This is a genomic window from Enterobacter sp. SENG-6 (assembly GCF_001605945.1).
In the GTDB taxonomy this organism is placed as follows: Bacteria; Pseudomonadota; Gammaproteobacteria; order Enterobacterales; family Enterobacteriaceae; genus Enterobacter; species Enterobacter cloacae.
Genome location: NZ_LOMM01000004.1, coordinates 127,600 through 148,862, shown reverse-complemented (window position 1 = coordinate 148,862; position 21,263 = coordinate 127,600). Strand labels below are relative to the sequence as shown.

At 52.3% G+C, this 21,263-nt stretch carries 22 protein-coding genes; 12 read left to right on the top strand and 10 right to left on the bottom strand.

What is annotated here, in order from left to right; all coding sequences use genetic code 11:
* Positions 1-323: 323 nt before the first annotated feature.
* Positions 324-1,136 (bottom strand): LecA/PA-IL family lectin, encoded by an 813-nt coding sequence (locus AX755_RS03030; RefSeq protein WP_224085073.1) that lies wholly within the window; start codon positions 1,134-1,136, stop codon positions 324-326.
* A 534-nt stretch (positions 1,137-1,670) separates the two neighbouring features.
* On the opposite strand from AX755_RS03030, the gene AX755_RS03025 reads away from it, so the two are divergent.
* Both AX755_RS03025 and AX755_RS03020 read left to right on the top strand, forming a co-directional pair.
* The gene (locus AX755_RS03025) at positions 1,671-2,300 is read left to right on the top strand and encodes a helix-turn-helix domain-containing protein (RefSeq protein ID WP_013098589.1); all 630 of its coding nucleotides are present in this window, start codon (positions 1,671-1,673) and stop codon (positions 2,298-2,300) included.
* 93 nt (positions 2,301-2,393) lie between these two features.
* A complete protein-coding gene (locus AX755_RS03020) occupies positions 2,394-3,008 on the top strand; it encodes an outer membrane beta-barrel protein (protein WP_062856247.1) in 615 nt (204 codons plus the stop codon).
* A 58-nt stretch (positions 3,009-3,066) separates the two neighbouring features.
* Here AX755_RS03020 and AX755_RS03015 read toward each other — a convergent pair whose 3' ends face one another.
* A complete protein-coding gene (locus AX755_RS03015) occupies positions 3,067-3,465 on the bottom strand; it encodes a hypothetical protein (protein WP_013098587.1) in 399 nt (132 codons plus the stop codon).
* Positions 3,466-3,710: 245 nt separating this feature from the next.
* On the opposite strand from AX755_RS03015, the gene yjdI reads away from it, so the two are divergent.
* Entirely contained in the window at positions 3,711-3,941 is a 231-nt protein-coding gene (gene yjdI, locus AX755_RS03010; protein WP_013098586.1) for a 4Fe-4S mono-cluster protein YjdI, read from the top strand.
* A 10-nt stretch (positions 3,942-3,951) separates the two neighbouring features.
* Entirely contained in the window at positions 3,952-4,224 is a 273-nt protein-coding gene (locus AX755_RS03005) for a GNAT family N-acetyltransferase (RefSeq protein ID WP_013098585.1), read from the top strand.
* 27 nt (positions 4,225-4,251) lie between these two features.
* Here the strand turns inward: AX755_RS03005 and AX755_RS03000 are convergent, their stop codons facing one another.
* Positions 4,252-4,863, bottom strand: a complete 612-nt coding sequence (locus AX755_RS03000) for a LysE family translocator (protein WP_013098584.1) — start codon at positions 4,861-4,863, stop codon at positions 4,252-4,254.
* Between the two features lie 114 nt (positions 4,864-4,977).
* Between AX755_RS03000 and AX755_RS02995 the strand changes: the two genes are divergently transcribed.
* Complete coding sequence (locus AX755_RS02995; protein WP_013098583.1) at positions 4,978-5,430, top strand: Lrp/AsnC family transcriptional regulator; 453 nt, start codon at positions 4,978-4,980, stop codon at positions 5,428-5,430.
* 39 nt (positions 5,431-5,469) lie between these two features.
* Here the strand turns inward: AX755_RS02995 and AX755_RS02990 are convergent, their stop codons facing one another.
* Entirely contained in the window at positions 5,470-6,699 is a 1,230-nt protein-coding gene (locus tag AX755_RS02990; RefSeq protein ID WP_044157536.1) for an amino acid permease, read from the bottom strand.
* Between the two features lie 120 nt (positions 6,700-6,819).
* A complete protein-coding gene (locus AX755_RS02985; RefSeq protein WP_062856246.1) occupies positions 6,820-7,281 on the bottom strand; it encodes a multidrug/biocide efflux PACE transporter in 462 nt (153 codons plus the stop codon).
* A 105-nt stretch (positions 7,282-7,386) separates the two neighbouring features.
* Between AX755_RS02985 and AX755_RS02980 the strand changes: the two genes are divergently transcribed.
* The 3 genes from AX755_RS02980 to AX755_RS02970 all read left to right on the top strand — a co-directional run bounded on the left by AX755_RS02980 (position 7,387) and on the right by AX755_RS02970 (position 10,452).
* Entirely contained in the window at positions 7,387-8,253 is an 867-nt protein-coding gene (locus AX755_RS02980) for a LysR family transcriptional regulator (RefSeq protein WP_013098580.1), read from the top strand.
* 93 nt (positions 8,254-8,346) lie between these two features.
* On the top strand, positions 8,347-9,525 hold the full coding sequence (locus AX755_RS02975; protein ID WP_023620438.1) for an acetyl-CoA C-acetyltransferase: 1,179 nt from the start codon (positions 8,347-8,349) through the stop codon (positions 9,523-9,525).
* A 243-nt stretch (positions 9,526-9,768) separates the two neighbouring features.
* Positions 9,769-10,452 (top strand): porin, encoded by a 684-nt coding sequence (locus tag AX755_RS02970; RefSeq protein ID WP_020687115.1) that lies wholly within the window; start codon positions 9,769-9,771, stop codon positions 10,450-10,452.
* 107 nt (positions 10,453-10,559) lie between these two features.
* Here the strand turns inward: AX755_RS02970 and AX755_RS02965 are convergent, their stop codons facing one another.
* A complete protein-coding gene (locus AX755_RS02965; RefSeq protein ID WP_029883167.1) occupies positions 10,560-11,735 on the bottom strand; it encodes an oligogalacturonate lyase family protein in 1,176 nt (391 codons plus the stop codon).
* Between the two features lie 299 nt (positions 11,736-12,034).
* On the opposite strand from AX755_RS02965, the gene kduI reads away from it, so the two are divergent.
* The 3 genes from kduI (at position 12,035) to araE (ending at position 15,424) form a co-directional block, all read left to right on the top strand.
* The gene (gene kduI, locus AX755_RS02960) at positions 12,035-12,871 is read left to right on the top strand and encodes a 5-dehydro-4-deoxy-D-glucuronate isomerase (RefSeq protein WP_013098576.1); all 837 of its coding nucleotides are present in this window, start codon (positions 12,035-12,037) and stop codon (positions 12,869-12,871) included.
* A gap of 63 nt (positions 12,872-12,934) precedes the next feature.
* On the top strand, positions 12,935-13,696 hold the full coding sequence (kduD, locus tag AX755_RS02955) for a 2-dehydro-3-deoxy-D-gluconate 5-dehydrogenase KduD (RefSeq protein ID WP_013098575.1): 762 nt from the start codon (positions 12,935-12,937) through the stop codon (positions 13,694-13,696).
* A gap of 294 nt (positions 13,697-13,990) precedes the next feature.
* Positions 13,991-15,424, top strand: coding sequence for an arabinose-proton symporter AraE (gene araE / locus AX755_RS02950; RefSeq protein ID WP_286012102.1), 1,434 nt, complete (start codon positions 13,991-13,993; stop codon positions 15,422-15,424).
* A gap of 69 nt (positions 15,425-15,493) precedes the next feature.
* Here the strand turns inward: araE and AX755_RS02945 are convergent, their stop codons facing one another.
* Genes AX755_RS02945 through AX755_RS02930 form a run of 4 tightly spaced genes read right to left on the bottom strand, consistent with a single transcriptional unit; the run spans position 15,494 to position 19,716 of the window.
* Positions 15,494-16,780, bottom strand: a complete 1,287-nt coding sequence (locus AX755_RS02945) for an ABC transporter substrate-binding protein (RefSeq protein ID WP_029883169.1) — start codon at positions 16,778-16,780, stop codon at positions 15,494-15,496.
* Between the two features lie 13 nt (positions 16,781-16,793).
* Positions 16,794-17,918, bottom strand: a complete 1,125-nt coding sequence (locus AX755_RS02940; RefSeq protein ID WP_023620437.1) for an ABC transporter ATP-binding protein — start codon at positions 17,916-17,918, stop codon at positions 16,794-16,796.
* 12 nt (positions 17,919-17,930) lie between these two features.
* A complete protein-coding gene (locus AX755_RS02935; RefSeq protein WP_062856245.1) occupies positions 17,931-18,833 on the bottom strand; it encodes a carbohydrate ABC transporter permease in 903 nt (300 codons plus the stop codon).
* On the bottom strand, positions 18,826-19,716 hold the full coding sequence (locus AX755_RS02930) for a carbohydrate ABC transporter permease (RefSeq protein WP_013098570.1): 891 nt from the start codon (positions 19,714-19,716) through the stop codon (positions 18,826-18,828). Before AX755_RS02930 ends, AX755_RS02935 begins: the two co-directional genes overlap by 8 nt.
* A 408-nt stretch (positions 19,717-20,124) precedes the next feature.
* Here AX755_RS02930 and wzz(fepE) point away from each other — a divergent pair, with 408 nt between their 5' ends.
* A complete protein-coding gene (gene wzz(fepE) / locus AX755_RS02925; RefSeq protein ID WP_013098569.1) occupies positions 20,125-21,249 on the top strand; it encodes an LPS O-antigen length regulator Wzz(fepE) in 1,125 nt (374 codons plus the stop codon).
* The last annotated feature ends 14 nt before the right edge of the window (positions 21,250-21,263 follow it).

Genomic DNA, 21,263 nt, shown 5'->3' with positions numbered 1-21,263 from the left:
GCTTCTTCATGGGGATGTCCTCATGTGGCTTATGAAGACATTACTAACATCGGGGTGTACTAATCAACGGGGAGCAGGTCATGCCCACTGGTGTTTATTTGGCATGAAGTGAGTGTGTTACTTCCGCTCAGGTACGTTAATCGAGACGCGTCTTGTTTCAAATCGCTGCCGATACTGAGAGGATATGCAACATAACAAAGAGTAATGCCGTGTGTTTATTGCCTGTTGATGTAGCGCATATGTTGAACATGTGCGCTACACAATTTTGAACATCGCACTGCCATCCAGCATTCTCGCTAAATAGCAGTCCGACTTTTTTGACGTTAACCCTTTATTTTCAGTTCCTTGATACGGAAATCATTTCCCATACTGGCTGACACATGGCTGACTACCGCGAGTTCAGCCTGACTGCCGGTGGCTTTGAATTTTCCACTCAGGGTTACCCATTCATTCGCCTGCTTCAGTTCCAGAGGGGCGGTAATGTCTTTGCCATCTGCACGCAGCGAAACCTTTGGCGCTTCATATTTTCCTATGATGCGCGCAATTTTCACCGTCCAGGTATATTCATGCCCGGCAGTCAGACCTGTCAGTGTCTTTTTGAGGATCTCACCGGCATGGTTTTTATTAGGTCTGGTAATAAACTCGACGGCGCGGGTGCTGGTGTCAACCAGATAAAGATCGTGCCCGGCAGGTCCGGCCTGCCAGTTATTCCAGTTATCGCGCTCAAAGTTGGTTAAATCTTCAAACGGAGCTGCCGCCGCGGCGGAAATATCTGCCTCGCGATACACTTCAACGCTGAATTCACCGGCGTTGTCTTTGTACTGGTCTTTGCCATCGGCAAAAAACAGCGTCAACGTCCCTTCAGCTGGCACCGACCAGCGGTATTTATGATTACCAACCGGATAATTTTCGTTACCAAGGCGTGCCTGAAGCGAAGGATTGCGTAACGTTAGCGTTTCACCCTCTCGGGGAATACGCCCCTGTGGTGCGGTAAGCGCAAAATTTTCACTTCCATTCCTGGCCCAACCACTGGCCAGAATGGTAATTATCTCTCCCGCTTTGAGGGCAATTCCTGTATTTGTCCCTTCGGCATTTTTTGCGTCAACTTTTCCTGACCAGATTAAATTTTCGCTCATGTCTGACTCCTGTGACAGCGTGGCGAAGAATTTCGCCATTGAAAGATAGTCCTTACGAAATGCGTGATTTAAGTCACTCAGTTCTGCTAACCGACTGATAATTTGAATAAATAAAATCCTGAGAAGCATGAACTTCTCATCATCATTACCCGGTTGTTATCGGCAGGAATGAGAATAGTCAGGTGGTATATACAATTCAAAACGCTAAAAGCTTTATTAAGGGTTGCGATTTTGTAATCAATTAAAAATAATAAAATAATTATCGCTGAATTAGGAATAATCTTAAGTAATAAGAGGGTGGGTGCAGGGTTTTTTTAATCGTTTTTTCTCCCCATTGTTTACGTTGATAATCATGTAAGCACTTCAGGAAATCGGGCATACTTATCACGTGTCATGCGGGTAAAGTTCAAAAATAAACAAATTATCTTTTTACGTATGCCATACCCTCTGATATACCTTCATTCCCTCATACCAGTCTGAGTGATGGCCGCTGTGGTCTATACTGGCCATTATCGAATACCCAAAGGTGGTGTCATGCATATATTGCCTCCTGTTCGCCCTGAACACTCCATTGAACGTCTGACGGCGGTACTTGAACCCATTGCGGAAAAAGTGAAGCTTGCGCCGCGTAAGCGGATTACCTGGAAACATAAAGGCCGCCAGCAAATGTATCTTTTTCAGGAAGGAGAGCTTTCTTTGTTGCGGGCATCTGACGGGTTGCTGTTAGTTAGCGTTTTTGAGCCACATCTGTTCGGCATTGCTGAAATGATCCAGCCGACGCAAGGACATATACTACGCGCAGAACGGGAGTCTCTGATTTTGCGTGCTGATGCAGATGAAGCCGCCGCGCGATTTCGTGAACAGGGCGTCTGGGAGGATGTGGCAGCCTTGCTGTCGTACCATACGGCCTATCTCATTTATCGTGATGCCCAGGTTGTGCAGCAGCGCACCTATTCCGTGATTCGCAGCTATCTGCAGGAGATGATATTACTGCCCGATGAGGTGCGTATGCGAACAACTATTCTGGAATATATTCAGGATCGTACGCTGCTTTCCCGCAGCAGTATTCTCAATGTATTATCTGCACTTAAGCAAGGTAAATATATCGCGTTCAAACGTGGCGGATATTTACTGGAGGTAGGGCATTTGCCAGAGTCATTTTAAAATTTAAAAATAAACAGAAAATGATTTCGCGATCGTCGTGTTTGTCGATATCGTTTGCTCACTGAAATATTCAACAGAGTAAACGGGATTTCTATGAAAAAGACACTTGTTGCATTAATTCTGGCTAACGCTTTTACCGCAACGTCTGCATTTGCAGCGGCAGATACAGGCTCCTGGTATAGCGGTGCTAAATTCGGCTGGTCACACTATTTTGACGCCAGCACCGGATCGAAAGCGAGCGATAATAATAATGGCTCGAACCAGTATAATATCGATCATGATAATGTCGGTGGTGGGGTATACGCGGGTTATCAGATGACTCCGTGGCTGGCACTGGAAGGCGGGTACGATTATTTAGGCAATATGCAGATTAAAGGCAAACATAGCGCGGGGGCACAAATGAAAAGCCAGGGGCTGCAGATGTCCTTAAAAGCCAGCTATGCCGTGACTGACAGCTGGGATATCTATGGTCGTGCCGGGGCGATGGCCTATCGTGCTGAGTCTGATGTAAGTGGTCACAATCGTTTTGAAACAGGCGTTCGCCCGCTTGCCGCAGTCGGGACGGAGTATGCGTTTAACAAAAATTTAGCGGGCCGTCTGGAATATCAATGGGTAAGCAACGTGGGTAATGCCAACCAGATTGGCGTCAGCAGCGACGTAAGCTCTGTGACTGCAGGTCTGACATGGCGATTTGGACAGCACGATTAATCCTTGCCATCCTTTCCGTTACAAAAGCCCGACTGTTCAGCAGTTGGGCTTTTGGCATTTAACCGGTGACTAAAGGTTGAAGGACAATGTTAATCTTTTGCAGTCCCGTGACGTTTTTATCTTTCAGGTACTGCTGATTAACCATTTCCAGCTGCTCAAGTTTAGTCAGCGAGGCGAAGACCGGCTGAACAGGGCTATCTTCGGTAAAAATATCTTTCGCGGTAGTCTGTTGTAAATAATCTGATTTCAACTGCGCTGTTAAACGGTCGATCTGAACTTTATTTTCCTGATACAGCGCAGCGATATGCGATGCCGGAATTTCTGGCGGTTTTTCTCCGGGTAAAACTAATGGGATCTGCAGATGATGGATTTGTTCAACCTTATCAGGCGCAGACGCGCTGCAGGCGGTTAATAAACTGAGGCTGAGCAGAGTCAGTAATAATGACCGTTTCTTCATGGGGTACTCGTGTTAAATAAGCAGAGCGGACATTATCGTAAACAACCGATACATCTTCAGATTAAACTTGTTTAATTTTAAATATCCCGGCGGGAATAATCAGCCAGGCTGACGCAGCCACCCCGTCTGCGTCAGTCATGCACGCAGGGGAAACAATCCGGCAAGAAAACGCTATACGTTATAGCCATCAGGATCCCGTAAGGCTATGCTTCATTCAGCACGATAATAATTACAGAGGCAATGTCATGGATAAAGAACTACTGGATGCGGGTTACCGGGCCTATACCGGGGAGAAAATTGACGTCTACTTCAATACCGGGATCTGCAAACACTCCGGTAACTGCGTTCGCGGCAGCGCAAAGCTGTTTAATCTGAAACGTAAACCGTGGATCATTCCTGATGAAGTGGACGTGGAAACCGTTGTACGCGTGATTGATACCTGCCCGAGCGGTGCGCTGCAGTATCGCCAAAAATAAGCGAGGAACCATGGATATTCTGGAAGGCCATAACAAGTTTTATGTGAACGATGCGAACGGCAATCAGGTTGCAGAGATTGTCTTCGTGCCCACAGGTGAGCATCTGAGTATTATTGAGCACACTGATGTCGATCCGAGCCTGAAGGGGCAAGGGGTTGGTAAGCAGCTGGTGGCGAAGGTGGTGGAGAAAATGCGCGGTGAGAATCGCAAAATTATCCCGCTGTGCCCGTTTGCAAAGCATGAGTTTGATAACACGCGGGAATATGACGATATTCGGGCGTAAAATACACCGGCGATGGCCGGTGTTTTTTTATCTCACCTGCTCCAGCAGCAATCCCAGCGCGATCGCCACCATAATCCCCCCTGAGGCCATGCTCACCGCACGTGCCGCCTGCGGACGGGTCGCCAGCACCGCTTTCGAACCATATCCCACCAGCAAATAGACCAGTGTGCAGGTGATAAGATGCATCACACCCAGGGCTGACATCTGCGTGGCAATCGACCAGCTTCCCTTTGGATCGGTAAACTGCGGAAGCAACGCCAGAAACAGTAAGAAGACTTTTGGGTTGAGCCCGCTGATACATAATCCCTTCACCGCCCACTGTTTCCAGTTTCCTGCATGCTGCACGGTGCTTTCCGGCGCGGCAGGATGGCGTAACAGCGTGATGCCGAGCCACAGCAGATAAACCGCCCCCGCAATTGTCAGCCCTGATAATGCCAGTGGATGTTGAGCCATCAACACACCCACGCCCGCCACTACGACCAGCGTGGCGAGCAGATGCCCGGACATCAGTCCCATCACCGCCGGCACTACGCGCCGCCCGTTGATCCCGGCGCTGATCGCATAGGCCCAGTCTGCACCCGGTGTCATGATGAGCAGGAAGGACACCACCCAAAAACCGGCCACAATACTCATTTCCATCGTCTGTGAAACTCCTGTACCTGAATTACCCGGAGAGAAAGAATATCGGTATCGGTACGAAATGAGTTTTCAATGTTATGCTCATAAAACGCTAAAATTGAGAAAATCTTCCATATGGATAGCATTGATCGAAAAATTCTTGCTGAACTGCAGGCTGATGGCCGTTTATCTCTTACGGAGCTGGCGGAGCGGGTGAACCTGAGCCTCTCTCCGTGTCACCGACGCGTACGTGCGCTGGAGCAGAGCGGAGCCATTACGGGGTATCGCGCCAATCTCGATCCCGCCAAAATGGGGTTTAATTTCCTTGCGATTGTGTTTGCCACCCTGAAAGAGGGTGATAAGAAAGCGGTCAGCGCGTTCGAAGAGGCGGTGGAAGAGATCCCGCAAATCGTGCTGGCCCAGCGATTATTTGGCGATCCCGACTACCTGATGCATGTTGTCACCCGCGATCTGTCGGCTTTTCAGAAACTGTATGACGAGAAACTTTCTGCCATGCCTGGCGTACAGCATCTTCGCTCTACGCTGGTGATGAAAACGGTCGTGCAGGACAGACCGTTTCCACTGTAAAAATCAGACGCGCCCGGCAGAAGGCCGGGCACGCGAGGGTTAGCCGACAAACATCACCGACACGCACAGCACGCCAACAATGAGCGTGAGCAGGCTGCCAATGGAGCGATACGGCTTAAGGGCGGGGATCAGGTACGTCGACAGCGTCGGCATGATAAACAGGATCATGGCGATAAGCGGACCGCTGATGGCGTAAATCATCGAAATGGCGTTCGGGTTAATGCAGCAGACCGCAAAGGTGATCAGCGACACGCCCAGAATAGAAATCGCACGGTTAAAGGCGCGGCTCTTCTTCACGCCGACCTGATTCAGCGACGACTTTACGATTTCCGTCGCCCCTTCAATCACCCCAAAATAGGTGCCCAGGAACGATTTCGACATGGCAATAATCGCCACAATAATGCCGGAAATGCCGAGCCAGGCCGGAGAAGAGGGCATCATCGACAGCGCTGACAGGATCGTCACCCCTTGCTCTTTTGCGGTCACAATATAGGACGGCGGAATCGAGAGCAGGCAGCTGAACACAAAGAACAGCACGCTCAGGCAGATGATCAGATACGCCACCTTCATGATTTTCTTGCACTTGTCCATGGCTGCGTCACCGAACTTCTCGCGGCGATCGACGGCAAAGGTGGAGATAATCGGCGTATGGCTAAACGCGAACACCATCACCGGGATTGAGATCCACACCTGATGCAAAGTGTGGCGATCAAACGCCATCTGGCTGGTGAGCAGTGAGGGTTGCCAGCTGCCGGTCAGGTACAGGGAGACAAACAGGAAATAGGCGATCAGCGGAAACACCAGGAAGCCCATCACTTTGATCGTGATATGTCGCCCCATCAGGAAGATAAGATTCAATACCAGCACCACGCCAAAACTGACCAGCACGCGAGTGGCGGTATCCACCGTCATCCTTTTTGCCAGTTGCTCGGTTAATGAATTGGTGATGGCCACGGCGTAAATCTGCACCACCACGAAGAAGGCGACGAAATAGAGCGTGGTGATCAGATTCCCGATTTTCCTGCCGTAGTAGTGGGAGACCGCGCCGGTGATCCCTTCATTGCCTTTCGTTTTTGACGACAGGATAAATTGCGCCAGCGCTTTATGCGGCCAGTAGGTTAATGGGTAGGCCACAAGGGCGGTAATGAACAGGACAATAGCGCCTGCGGAGCCCAGCTGGATGGGCAAGAACAGCGTTCCTGCGCCCACGGCCGTGCCATAGAGAGCGAAACTCCACAGAGTCTCATCTTTTGACCAAATTTTCGACATTAGAGCAACGTATCAACTAGCAAACCATTCAGAATGGAGTGCAATTTACCATAGTTATGCGTTGAGAGCGCAGTTGCTTCGACGGAGTTTGGCCGGACCAGTCGTCCGGCCAGGGGGGAGTTAGCCCGCCAGGACGCGTCGCTGCTGACGACGCTTCAGGAATTTCTCACGTAACGTGTCATACGCCCAGTTGTAGAACATGGTGTAGGGCAGGAAGAACAGGAAGAAACCTATTTCCAGCGTGAATGCCTGTAGCAGCGTGACGCCCAGAACCGCAGCGACAATCGACACGCCAATCACGATAAACCCACACTCGAACCCCATGGCATGCAGCGCGCGGACTTTTGCCGTGCGTTTTACGCGCTGGACAGGCCAGAAACGGTCGAAACCGAAGTTATAGATAATGTTCCAGAGCATGGCCGTGGTGGCGAGGATAATGGTCAACCCACCCATCTCCACCACAGAACGCTGCATCAGCCACGCTGCCGTTGGGGCGAGGATCGCCGTGGCAATCCCCTCAAAGCAGACCGCGTGGAAGATCCGCTCCGGCAGTTTACGTTGGAGTGCATCCTGATGTTGCATAGCTTTCGACCTCGTTAATTCGCCGGTATGGGCGTTGATGGCGCCTATTTTTATCGCTAAAGGTGATATATTAAAGATGGTATCCATCGATAAAGTAGATAGGTTATGCGCTACTCACCTGAAGCCCTTACCGCGTTTGTTGAAACCGTGGCAGCGGGCTCTTTCTCTGCTGCCGCACGGCGGCTGCGTAAAAGCCAGTCAACAATCAGCACCTCGATTGCCAATCTTGAAGCTGACCTCGGCTTTGATCTGTTCGACCGTTCGGCGCGCCAGCCGGTGTTAACCGCTCAGGGAGAGCAGGTGCTGGGCTATGTCCAGGCGATCCTCGCCGCCAGCACGCGGCTGGACGAACTGGCGGTATCGTTGACCGCGCAAACGGAGGCGCGCCTGACGTTTGTCCTCTCTGATACGCTTAACCCGGACGTGCTGGAAGATCTGATGAACCAGTTTGACCAGCGTTTTCCCCATACGGAATTTGAGTGCCTGATTGGCGAGGAAGAGGACGTCATCGATCTGCTGCAAAAGGAGAGGGCGCAGGTTGGCCTGACGGAGGCGCGTGACGCTTACCCGACCGATATCGGCGTCACCCGGCTGCCGATGCAAACCCGGATGGCGATTTATGTCGCGACCACGCATCCTCTGGCCGGGCAACATGAAGTGCAGGCCGATGAGCTGCACGGCTGGCGGGAACTGCGGCTCAGCACCTACCTTGAGCGCGAGGCAACGCTCGCCCGGGGGCCGGTCTGGTCGGCACCGAATTACCTGTTACTGCTGAGTATGGCGGTGCAGGGATTTGGCTGGTGCGTGTTGCCGTGTGCGTTGGTGGAAGAATTTGCCGCCGCGAAATCGCTGGTGCAGTTGAATGTCCCTGGCTGGCCTCGCGCGATCGGTATCGATCTGCTGTGGAATAAACGATCCCCTCCCGGCGTCGCCGGAAGCTGGCTGCGGCAGTATCTGCAGGACGCACGCTGATCCTTGTGATTAAACTCACTATTTTTAAACAATTAAGATAAATGCCAGTAACAATCCTCTACTATCGTCATGTCCTTTAACGCAGAGGTGGTGATGAAAGATGTCGTTATAGTGGGTGCGTTGCGTACAGCTATCGGCTGTTTTCAGGGAGCGCTGGCGCGTCACTCGGCTGTTGAACTGGGTAGCGTGGTGGTGAAAGCGCTGGTGGAGCGCAGCGGGATCCCGGCACATGAAGTCGATGAGGTGATCCTCGGACAGGTCCTGACGGCCGGCGCCGGGCAAAACCCTGCCCGTCAGGCGGCGCTAAAAGGCGGCCTGCCCAACACCGTCTCGGCAATCACCATCAACGACGTCTGTGGCTCAGGGTTAAAGGCGCTGCATCTTGCCACGCAGGCCATCCAGTGTGGTGAAGCGGATGTGGTCATTGCCGGTGGGCAGGAGAACATGAGCCGCGCGCCGCATGTCCTCACCGACAGCCGCACCGGCGCGCAGCTGGGTAACAGCCAGTTGCTCGACAGCCTGGTGCATGACGGGCTGTGGGACGCGTTTAATGATTATCATATGGGCGTGACGGCGGAAAACCTGGCGCGTGAGTACGGTATAAGCCGTGAGCTGCAGGATGCTTACGCGTTGAGCTCGCAGCAGAAAGCGCGTGCCGCGATTGATTCCGGGCGTTTTCGCGATGAAATTGTTCCGGTGTGCACCCAGCGTCAGAACGGTCAGACGATTGTCGTCGACACCGATGAGCAGCCGCGAACCGATGCCAGCGCAGAAGGGCTGGCCATGCTCAATCCTGCTTTTGAAACGCAAGGGTCGGTCACGGCGGGAAATGCCTCTTCGATTAACGACGGTGCGGCGGCGGTGATGATGATGAGCGAAAGCAAAGCGCAGGAACTGGATCTCCCCGTGCTGGCCCGGATTAAGGCGTTTGCCAGCGTGGGGGTTGATCCGGCGTTAATGGGGATCGCGCCGGTGTATGCGACCCGCCGCTGCCTGGATCGCGCGGGCTGGCAGCTTTCCGATGTGGATCTGATTGAAGTCAACGAGGCCTTTGCCGCGCAGGCGATCTCAGTGGGCAAAATGCTGGAGTGGGATCCGCTGCGGGTGAATGTCAACGGCGGTGCGATTGCGCTCGGTCATCCCATCGGTGCTTCCGGCTGCCGCATTCTGGTATCGCTGGTTCACGAGATGAAAAAGCGTAACGCCCGTAAAGGCATTGCCACGCTCTGTATCGGCGGTGGGCAAGGAGTAGCGCTGGCTATCGAACGTTAATCCCTTCCTTCATAAAAAAACCTCCCATCGGGAGGTTTTTTTATGCGCGTTATTCCTGCCTGACGTGATCTCCCCCCATTAATTTCGCCTAAATCCCACTTGTTTGTTGACGTGTATCACGCCGATTTGTACCGAAAAAAATGAAACAAATAATTACGATCTTGCTCACTAAAATAGCGTTTATTAAAAAATAAACTGCCATTTCATAAAAATGAAACGTTATTTTAATTGAGGGTTTTTGTCATGTTTAACAAATCTCTGGTTGTAGCTTCTCTTATTGGTACTTCTTTCGCCGCGCAGGCGGTGACCGTCGATCTGCGTCATGAATACATCGACAACGGCGCAAATGCAGACCGTGTTTCAGTCTCGCATCGCTTTGCGAATGGCGTCGGTTTTTCTGTAGAAGCGAAATGGAAATCGGGTGGTGATAAGGCCGATCAGCCTTTTGCGGATGTGGTGGGTAACGGTCATGAAGATCAAATTAGCTGGCGCTGGAAAGCGACAGAGAATATTGCGCTGACTCCCGCGTTCACGCTTGAGAGTAACGACAGTCGTACCATTTATAAACCGAACCTGCACCTGCAATACAGTTTCGATAATGGCTTTTACGTGGCCGCGCGTTACCGTTATGAATATACCCGTTATCCGTCGAGCTCTAATAAAGACGATGACAAAGTTAACCGTGGTGATGCCTGGGTCGGCTGGGTTATGGGAGACTGGCGTACCGAACTGAATTATGTTTATGCAAAAAGTACGGAAGGGATGGTCCGTAATAATAATAAAGATTATTCCACCGAATATAACGCGAAGCTGGCGTATAAATGGGATAAAAACTGGGCGCCGTATGTTGAGGTGGGTAACGTGGGTGTGAAAGAGAGCGATGAACGTCAGACCCGCTTCCGTTTAGGCGTGGCGTATTCCTTCTGATATTTCCCTCCAGGCCCGGTGAGCGCAGCGTCACCGGGCAAAACGATCAGAGCAAAAAAAGCCCTCCGTAAGGAGGGCAAGGCCAGTTACAGAAACACATTTTTAAATCATGCAGACAACATATCCGGTTGCGCGGGGAGTTTCGCAATATAGAGGGCAGGTTTACCGTCTTTATCGGAACTGAATAGCACCGCTTTCTCGTCCGGTGTAAAGGAGGGATGCGGATGGGTGACCTGGCGGCTATTTTCTACCGTCGCCCAGGAGGTGTCATGACGGGCGATGCGATAGTAGCGCTTTTTGGCCACGTCAAAGGCGTAGAGATAGGGATCGTTATCGATGGTGTAACCGTGGGTGTCTTTCACATCCACCGGTGTGCCGGAACCGTCGCCCACCAGTAACGTGCCGTCGAAATTACTCATCAAATGTGAACAGGATGGCATCTGCATTATCGTCTCATTCACGCCGGTTTGTGGATCGAAGCGGCAGATGGAACGACCCTGCTGGCCTTTCAGATACGAGACGTATACCAGCGCGGAGCCATCCGGGACCCAGAATTCGTGGGTACAGCTTTCACCTTGTGCATGCGTTTTGACTTTACGTATGTCGGTGCCATCTTCGTTGACTAGCCACATCCGGGCATCGACCAGATCGTGTGGTCCCTCGTGACAAAACGCCACCGTATGGTCATCAAACGGACGATAGATAGGATGCCCCAGCCACTTCTTCTCTTCATGAATGATTGAGCTCTCGCCGGTTTTCAGATCCACGCGCAGCAGCCGGCAGTGTGGCCCTTTATGGAAGAAGTCGTGGAAAATTTGCCAGTCGTTCAGCGGTGTCCAGTCGCGTTTCGCAATTTCAATGCCCACAAGGCTGGTGCAGTCGCTGTTCGCCACCCAGGTGCCGTAACCGACCCAGTCATCCGGGACGCGGTACACTTCACGCTCTGCCCGTGTCTCAAGAGAGACCTCCATAAGCGTGCGATCGTTCTTCACATAGTAGAAGGCGCGATCGTCCGGGGAGAGAAATCCGCCAAAGGTGTTATCGCCTGCGCCCTCTGTCAGCTGTACGGCTTCGGCGTTCTGCAGATCCAGCAGGTAATAGTTCCAGTGACCATCGAACGCTCCGGCGAACAGCAGATGACTGCCGTCATTAAAGAAGCACTTCTGGTAAAAGTAATTGCGATGACAGGTTACTTCAGGCGGGGTCAGACGCGTGACTTCCACGCCTGTATCCGGATCCCGGCCGATCTCGTAGTTCAGCTTGACCCGCATACCTTTAGCCATAATGCGCTCCTTTCGGCAATAAAAATAAGATTAAAAAGTAGGTGTTAAATTATCAAAACACTGTTTTATTTAGTGTGACTTATCGCGCAGTTTGTCAGTTTGAGGGAGATGAAGCGGCGAATCCTGACGCTTCCGTGATCGGAACACCATTTCTGGTATAAAGAATCACAAAAAATGAAACGATGTTTTAAATGTAATTGAAAACCCCATTATGGGCGTTTACACTGTGCTTATCCTTAAAACGGAACGTCGTTTCGTTAATTTTCTGCCTTCGGGCACGATCCATTCTGGAGGTTATCGTGGACGTCAGACAAAGCATCCACAGCGCGCACGCCAAAACCCTCGACACGCAGGGGCTGCGCAGTGAATTTTTAGTTGAGCAGGTGTTCGAAGCCGATCGCTACACCATGGTCTACAGCCACATTGACCGCATTATTGTGGGCGGAATTATGCCGGTGACCAAAACTGTCTCCGTGGGTGGGGAAGTGGGTAAGCAGCTCGGCGTGAGCTATTTCCTGGAACGGCGTGAACTGGGCGTGATTAACATTGGCGGGCCGGGCACCATTACGGTTGACGGCCAGTGCTACGAAATTGGTCACCGCGACGCGCTGTATGTCGGCAAGGGCGCGAAAGAGGTGGTTTTTGCCAGCGTCGACGGCAGCACGCCAGCGAAGTTTTACTACAACTGCGCCCCGGCTCACACCACCTGTCCTACCAAAAAAGTTACCCCGGCAGACGTAGCCCCGGTGACGCTGGGCGATAACCTCACCAGCAACCGTCGCACCATCAACAAATACTTCGTTCCGGATGTGCTGGAGACCTGCCAGCTCAGCATGGGGCTGACCGAGCTTGCGCCGGGCAACCTGTGGAACACCATGCCGTGCCATACCCACGAGCGCCGTATGGAGGTCTATTTCTACTTCAACATGGATGAGGATGCCTGCGTATTCCACATGATGGGTCAACCGCAGGAAACACGCCATATCGTGATGCATAACGAGCAGGCGGTTATCTCTCCGAGCTGGTCAATTCACTCCGGTGTTGGGACGAAGGCGTATACCTTCATCTGGGGAATGGTCGGTGAAAACCAGGTCTTTGATGACATGGACCACGTCGCGGTAAAAGATCTGCGCTAGTCGCGGGCAGTTAAGCATAAATCTGCCTGTTGCTGACAGGCATCGAAAGAGTAAGGAACAAACATGATTCTGGATGCATTCTCTCTGCAAGGTAAAGTGGCTGTGGTTTCCGGTTGTGACACCGGTCTGGGCCAGGGCATGGCGTTGGGGCTGGCAGAAGCGGGCTGCGATATCGTGGGCATCAACATCGTCGAGCCTACGGAAACCATCGAGCGCGTGACCGCGCTGGGCCGCCGTTTCCTGAGCCTGACCGCGGATCTGCGTAAAATCGACGCCATTCCTGACCTGCTGGATCGCGCCGTGGCGGAATTCGGTCATATCGATATTCTGGTCAATAATGCCGGGTTGATCCGCCGTGAAGACGCGATTAACTTCAGCGAGCGCGACTGGGACGACGTGATGAACCTGAATATCAAAAGCGTGTTCTTTATGTCTCAGGCGGCGGCGAAACACTTCATCGCTCAGGGGAATGGCGGCAAGATTATCAATATCGCCTCCATGCTCTCCTTCCAGGGGGGCATCCGGGTGCCGTCTTACACCGCGTCAAAAAGCGCAGTGATGGGGGTCACCCGTCTGCTGGCGAACGAATGGGCGAAGCACAATATCAACGTTAACGCCATTGCCCCGGGCTACATGGCGACCAACAACACCCAGCAGCTGCGTGCGGACGAGCAGCGTAGCGCGGAAATCCTTGACCGAATCCCTGCAGGACGTTGGGGGCTGCCGGACGATCTGAAAGGGCCTGTGGTGTTCCTGGCATCGAAGGCGTCGGACTACATCAACGGTTATACCGTAGCGGTTGATGGCGGCTGGCTGGCGCGTTAATTCGCGCTGACGAAAGAGCCTCTGCCTGCGGGTGGAGGTTTTTTTTGCTCAAAAATTGTCATTATCCATATCGACAAAGATGAAAAATCCATACTAAAAAATCATAAATGACGCGCATCACAGTTTTATTACTTAAATATTAATCAATTAGTAAAATATGGCGATATTTCACCGCGAGTTGAAATTGTAATGTCCATCACAGATCGCCATGCCATAGCGAAATAATCCATATCTTCGCGAATTCAGGCCTGACACTTTTCTTCGCTATCTCGTAATTTCACTTAACGAATTTCTCTGTTCAGGCAGGAAACTATGACATCTATAAATGACTCTACCCTCATGCCCGCGGCGCTGCGCGATACTCGCCGCATGAACCAGTTTGTCTCCATTGCGGCGGCAGTGGCTGGCTTGTTATTTGGACTGGATATCGGCGTCATTGCTGGCGCATTACCGTTTATTACCGATCACTTTACGCTGAGCAGTCGCCTGCAGGAGTGGGTGGTGAGCAGCATGATGCTTGGCGCGGCCATCGGCGCGCTGTTCAACGGCTGGCTCTCGTTCCGTCTCGGGCGCAAATATAGCCTGATGGTTGGGGCAATTCTGTTTGTGGCTGGCTCCATTGGCTCTGCGTTCGCCACCAACGTGGAAGTGCTGCTGCTCTCCCGCGTCCTGCTGGGCGTGGCGGTCGGGATTGCCTCCTACACTGCGCCGCTGTATCTCTCGGAGATGGCGAGCGAGAACGTGCGCGGCAAGATGATCAGTATGTACCAGTTGATGGTCACGCTGGGTATCGTACTGGCGTTTCTGTCAGATACTTACTTCAGCTACAGCGGTAACTGGCGCGCCATGCTGGGCGTGCTGGCGCTGCCCGCGCTGTTGCTGATTGTGCTGGTGATTTTCCTGCCGAACAGCCCGCGTTGGCTGGCGCAGAAAGGTCGTCACGTGGAAGCGGAAGAGGTGCTGCGCATGCTGCGTGATACCTCAGAGAAAGCGCGTGAAGAGCTGAACGAGATCCGCGAAAGCCTGAAGCTGAAGCAGGGAGGCTGGTCGCTGTTTAAAGCCAACCGCAACGTGCGTCGCGCGGTGTTCCTTGGCATGCTGCTGCAGGCGATGCAGCAGTTCACCGGGATGAACATCATCATGTATTACGCGCCGCGTATCTTCAAAATGGCCGGATTCACCACCACTGAACAGCAGATGATTGCAACGCTGGTGGTCGGGCTGACTTTTATGTTTGCCACGTTTATCGCGGTATTTACCGTGGATAAAGCCGGTCGTAAACCGGCGCTGAAGATTGGCTTTAGCGTAATGGCGCTCGGTACGCTGATCCTCGGTTACTGTCTGATGCAGTTTGATAATGGCACCGCCTCGAGCGGTCTCTCCTGGCTCTCTGTCGGGATGACCATGATGTGTATCGCCGGGTATGCCATGAGCGCCGCACCGGTGGTGTGGATCCTGTGCTCTGAAATTCAGCCGCTGAAGTGCCGCGACTTTGGCATCACCTGTTCCACCACCACCAACTGGGTGTCGAACATGATCATCGGCGCAACCTTCCTGACGCTGCTGGATGCCATTGGCGCAGCAGGAACGTTCTGGCTCTACACGGTACTGAACGTGGTGTTTATCGGTGTGACCTTCTGGCTGATTCCTGAAACCAAAGGCGTGACGCTGGAGCATATTGAACGCAAGCTGATGAGCGGGGAGAAACTACGTAATATTGGCGTGTAATGTTATCGCCCGGTGGCGCTTCGCTTACCGGGCCTACAATACCTTGTCGGCCCGGTAAGGCGTCGCCTATTAACGCATCGCCCGCTTCAGAATACGCTCAGCCTGACGCTGGAAATCTGCAGCGGTCTCTTCCACCGATTTCTGACCATAGTCGATATACTGCAGCGAGGTGCCGAACTGCGCCACAATCTGCGGATCGTCAAAGTAAGGTGACACGCTGAGTTTTGCAGGCAGCGACTGCGCCAGACGCAGGCCTGCAACCGACGGGTCGTTTTCTTTAATGGTACCGGCTTCAGTCAGGTACTGAACCGCCACTTTGCTCAGCGGTACGCCACGCTCCAGGCCCAGCGTCTCCACGCCCTCTTTACTGTTCAGCAGGAAGTTAATCAGCTTTGCCGCCGCTTCCGGGTTTTTGGTCGATTTACCGATCGACAGCATCTGTGCCGGTTTGAAGAACAGGCCCGCATCCGTGGCACCCGGCAGCATCGGGTAACTGCCCAGCACCAGTTTTGCCGGTGGCTTGAGGTTATCGGAGTATTTATTGATGGTGGAGTTCCACATATAGGTGCCGCCCCATTCCCCCTGGATCCACGGCTTCATCTCATACATGTTGCTCTTGCCAAACGACGCATAGTATTTGGTGTCCGGCATCACATGGCTATCAATCAGTTTTTTGTAGGTCTGGAAGAACTCCACCCATTGCGCCTTGCTGTAGGTGAATTTTTTGGTTTTCTCGTCCACGGCAGGGATGTTGTATTTCTGAACCATGTAAGAATTCAGCAGCGCCAGCGTGTCTTGGTGTTCCAGTATGACAGGGTAATACTGCTTGCCGAGCTTGCTTTCGAAGGTTTTACCGGCGGCCATCAGTTCGTCCCAGGTTTTTGGGTAGTCGATGCCCGCTTTTTTCCACGTTTCGTCGTTAAAGTAGAAGACGCGCGCGGTCACGGAAATTGGGATCCCGTTCAGCTTGCCGTTGACCGTTGTGGACTGGAGCTCTTTGGCATCAAACTGGCTTAGATCTATCACGTCTTTCATTTTGTTCAGATCGTAAAAGCCGTCGCCGGTTTTCGAGAAGATCGGCAGCCAGTTCCAGTTGGTTTGCATCACATCCGGCTCTGTGCCGCCTGCGATCTGGGTGGTCAGACGGGAAAGATGGCCGTCCCAGCCGGTGTATTCCGCCTTAACGTTAATGTCCGGGTTCTGTTTATGGAACTCTTCTAACGCTTTCAGCGTCACCTGGTGACGGCCATTACCGCCCCACCAGGACATACGTAAATCGGTAGTTTGCGCCATCGATGGCAAAGCAGTAAGGCCCAGGGTTGCGGAGATTGCTGCGCTTAAAAGCACATTTTTCATTTTTCTTGCTCCATCAGAGAGAGAGGTTCAGTTCAGTTTTTGCGTCAAAAATATGGCACTTATTCATGTCGAAGCGGAAATAGACTTTGCGGTTAAGCCCTTTAGCAATCATCGGCTTAGCCTCTTCCGAAGGGATTCTGGCGGTCAGTTCGTGGTCTGCTACCTTCAGGTACACAAAGAATTCGTGGCCCATGTTCTCCACGCGCACCATTTCGCCGCTGCACCCATCCGGGAAAGGCGAGTCTGAGATCGACACAAATTCCGGGCGCACGCCGTAGAACACGTCCTGACCGGCGTAAGCAGCGACTTTTTCCTGCGTTTGCGCATTGAGCGGCATGGTTTCATTGCCGAGGGTGATGTGCAGTTGCCCGGCTTTTTCCACCAACTGGCTTTTACGAATGTTCATCTCCGGTGCACCGATGAATCCTGCGACGAACATGTTGTTGGGCTTGTGGTAAAGATTATCCGGGGTATCGACCTGCATGATGTGGCCCAGCTTCATTACACAGATACGGTCGCCCATGGTCATCGCTTCGGTCTGGTCATGCGTGACGTAGACAGTGGTGGCCGGTTTACCGGACTGCTTCAGCTGCTTATGCAGATCAGAAATACGAATACGCATCGAGGCACGGAGCTTGGCATCAAGGTTTGACAGCGGTTCGTCAAAGAGAAACACGTCCGGCTTTTTCACAATCGCGCGGCCAACCGCGACGCGCTGGGCCTGTCCACCGGAAAGCTGACGCGGCAGGCGGTCAAGCAGCGACTCCAGCTCCAGGATTTTGGCCGCTTCGTTTACCTGCGACTCAATTTGCTCTTTCGGCAGTTTGCTCAGCTTAAGACCAAAGGCCAGATTTTCGCGCACCGTCATGTGCGGGTAGAGCGCGTAGTTCTGGAACACCATCGCAATGCCGCGCTCCTTCGGTGCGAGGTTGTTCACGATCTTATCGCCGATCCGCACTTCACCGCCGCTGATGGTTTCCAGCCCCGCCAGCATGCGAAGGGTGGTGGACTTGGCACAGCCGGATGGACCGACGATCACCATAAACTCCCCCTCGGCGATCTTCAGGTCGATAGCATGTACGGCTTTGAAGCCGTTGGAGTAAACCTTTTCCAGTTTATTGAAGACAACTTCAGCCATGATATTACCCTCTTAACCTTTAATTCCGCTGCTGGAGACGCCCTGCACGAAGTAGCGTTGGGCCAGGAAGAACACAATGATGGATGGCAGAATGGAGATGCTCGCCATTGCCAGAATTTCGTTCCACGGCGCACCTTCGGTAACGTCGATGGACATTTTCAGCGCCAGTGCAATCGGGTATTTATCCACGCTGTAGACGTAAATCAGCGGCCCGATAAAGTCATTCATTGACCACATGAACTGGAACAGGGCGACGGAGATAATGGCCGGTTTCAGGATCGGCACCACCACGTACCACAGCACCTGAAGGGAGTTACAGCCGTCGATTTGCGCCGCCTCTTCCATGTCACGCGGCACGCCGCGCAGGAACTGGATCAGCATAAAGACGAAGAACCCCTGCGTGGCGAAGGCCAGCGGCAGGTACAGCGGCATGTAGCTGTTCAACATGCCCATTTCACGGAACATCAGGTACTGCGGAATCAACAGCACGGTGCTGGGCAGCAGCATGGTAGTGATGAGCGTGGCGAACCAGAATTTTTTCCACGGGATCTCAAAGCGGGCAAAACCATACGCCACAATGGTGGAGGAGATAACGGTCAGGATCACTTTGGGGATCACGTACTTAAAGGTGTTCAGCATGTAATGGCCGAAGGTGTACTCGGTCCCGGTCTTCCAGCCGTTGATAAACCCGTCCCAGGTGGCATGTGCCGGCCACAGGCTCAGGGTAGTGAAGATCTCGTGGTTCGGTTTGAACGACGCTGAGAACATCCACACCAGCGGGTAGAGCATCAGCAGGCCGACAAACAGCAGGATCGTATAGCGAACGGTGGCGTTGATTTTCTCTCTGCGCTGCGTACGTGCAACCTCGCGTTCGGCGACGCTTCTTGCCGTGGAAAGGTGTTGAATATCAGCCATTTTTGCCTCCTTTATCGGCGGAGTAGAACACCCAGTATTTCGACGACTTAAAGGCGATACCGGCAAAGACGGCCACCACCAGGAACAGGATCCACGCCAGCGCCGCGCCATAACCCATATCGAAATATTTGAACGCCGTGTCGTAGATGTAGAGCGAGAACAGATAGGTCGAGTAGGTTGGCCCGCCGCCGGTAATGACGTACGGCCCGGTAAATTCCTGGAATGCCTGAGTGGTTTGCATGATGAAGTTGAAGAAAATCACCGGCGTAATCAGCGGCACGGTCACTTTCATGAACATTTGCCATCTGGACGCGCCGTCGATCATTGCCGCTTCATACTGAGACTGCGGAACGTTTTGCAGCGCCGCCAGGAAGATGACCATCGCGGAGCCGAACTGCCAGACGCGCAGCAGGGTCACGGACATCAGCGCCAGAGAGGGCTCACCCAGCCAGTTCACCGGGTCGAAGCCAAATACGCCAATAAAGCTGTTCAGCAGACCATCTATCGCAAATAAGGCGCGCCACAAGACAGCAATCGCCACGGAGCTGCCGAGGATCGACGGAATATAGTAAGCGGTACGGAAAAAGCCGATCCCGCGTAATTTGAAGTTGAGAACAAACGCAATCCCTAATGCAAACGCGAGCTTCAGCGGAATGGTCAAAAATACATACGCGAACGTGACACCCATTGATGTCCAGAAGAGCGTGTCTTCGGTAAACATATAGCGATAGTTTTCGATGCCGTTAAACACCGGTGGGCTCATCAAATCGTAATCCGTAAAACTGAGGAAAAACGATGAGACGAAGGGGAAAGCCGTAAAGAGTATCAACCCAATTATGTAGGGTGATATCCATGCGAGCCCCAGCAGCTTGTTTTCATTCATACAGACCTACCTGGCAATCAGTGGGTGAAATGACGGTATGAGTTTCAGGACATCCGAACCGTAGTTTTCGAATAATAAAACAGTGTTTTATTTTATATTATGGCTATTTTTTCCCGCGTCATTCGCTTAATGATGGAAATGTGATCAGCATCGAAACGCTGTTTCAATAAAGTGAGGAGGGTGGCATTTTGCCGCTATTTCTGGCGATCAAGGCAGGTCTTGCATGTAAGCAGAAAGAAAAGCGGATGATTAATAACAATAATACCGGAAAGGTACTAACTACCAACTTTGATAGCCAGTACACAGATAGATCAATATCGCGTTCAGATTATTCTTACTTTCTTGTATCATCGGACCACTTGAACTCACGAGGCAGAAATTACCTGCACTCTTAACAGAAGAACGTCTATGTCAGCGATGGATTTCAAAAAAAACACGGACCTCGATTTTCCTTCTTATGCCACCCCGGCTGTCAGCACTAAAGAAATCGACCTTTTGGGGCTGTTAGACATCCTGCTTGCCGCCAAAAAACGCATCATCGCAATTGCGTTCGCGTTTGCGCTGGCCGGACTGGCGATTGCCTTTTTACTGCCGCAGAAATGGACCAGTAAAGCGGTGATCACGCCTGCCGAACAGACGCAGTGGAACCCGCTGCGCCAGATGATGGTGGCACTCCAGGTTTTGGATGTGGACGTAAAAGTGTCCCGTGATGAAGTGTTTGGACTGTTTATCAAAAAGTTTCAGTCGCAGTCATTGCTTGAAGAGTATATGAAATCCTCCCCTTACGTTATGTCACAGCTTGAGGGGACAAACGTGGATCCGCTGGAGCTGCATCGTGCGGTGGTCAATATCTCTGAGAAGATGAAAGCGATTGATAACACTCAGGTAAAAGACGCGGATAAAGCGCCTTACGTCTCCTGGACGCTCAGCTTTACCGCCCCCACGGCGGGAGATGCGCAAACCGTTCTGGAAGGGTATATCAAGTATATTGCCGCGATTGTCGAGCAAGAGATCATGCTGAATATCCGTAACCAGCTAGCCCTGAAAACGAAGGTGGTAGAGCAGCAGCTGGATCTGGATCGGGTGCGTCTGACCAATATTCACAACACCAATCTGCAGCGTCTTAACTATTCGCTGGAAGTGGCTAACGCGGCGGGCATTAAGAAACCTGTCTACAGCAACGGACAGGCCGTAAAAGACGATCCGGATTACTCCGTTGCCCTCGGCGCTGACGGTATCGCGCAGAAATTGCAGATTGAGAAAAATCTTAAGGATGTGTCTGAGCTGAATGCAGACTTCCAGAACCGTGAATATTATCTGGCGCAGCTGAAAAAACTCTCCGTTGAAGACGTTAAACTGGAACCCTTCAAATATCAGCTTTCGCCTTCCATGCCGGTGAAAAAAGATGGCCCGGGGAAAGCGCTGATTGTCATGCTGGCGGGGATCCTGGGTGGGCTGTTCGCCTGCGGTAGCGTATTGCTTCGTGAAGCAATGCTTAGCCGTAACCCGCTGCCAGAGCCGGTAGCGGAATAACTGACGCAGAGAAA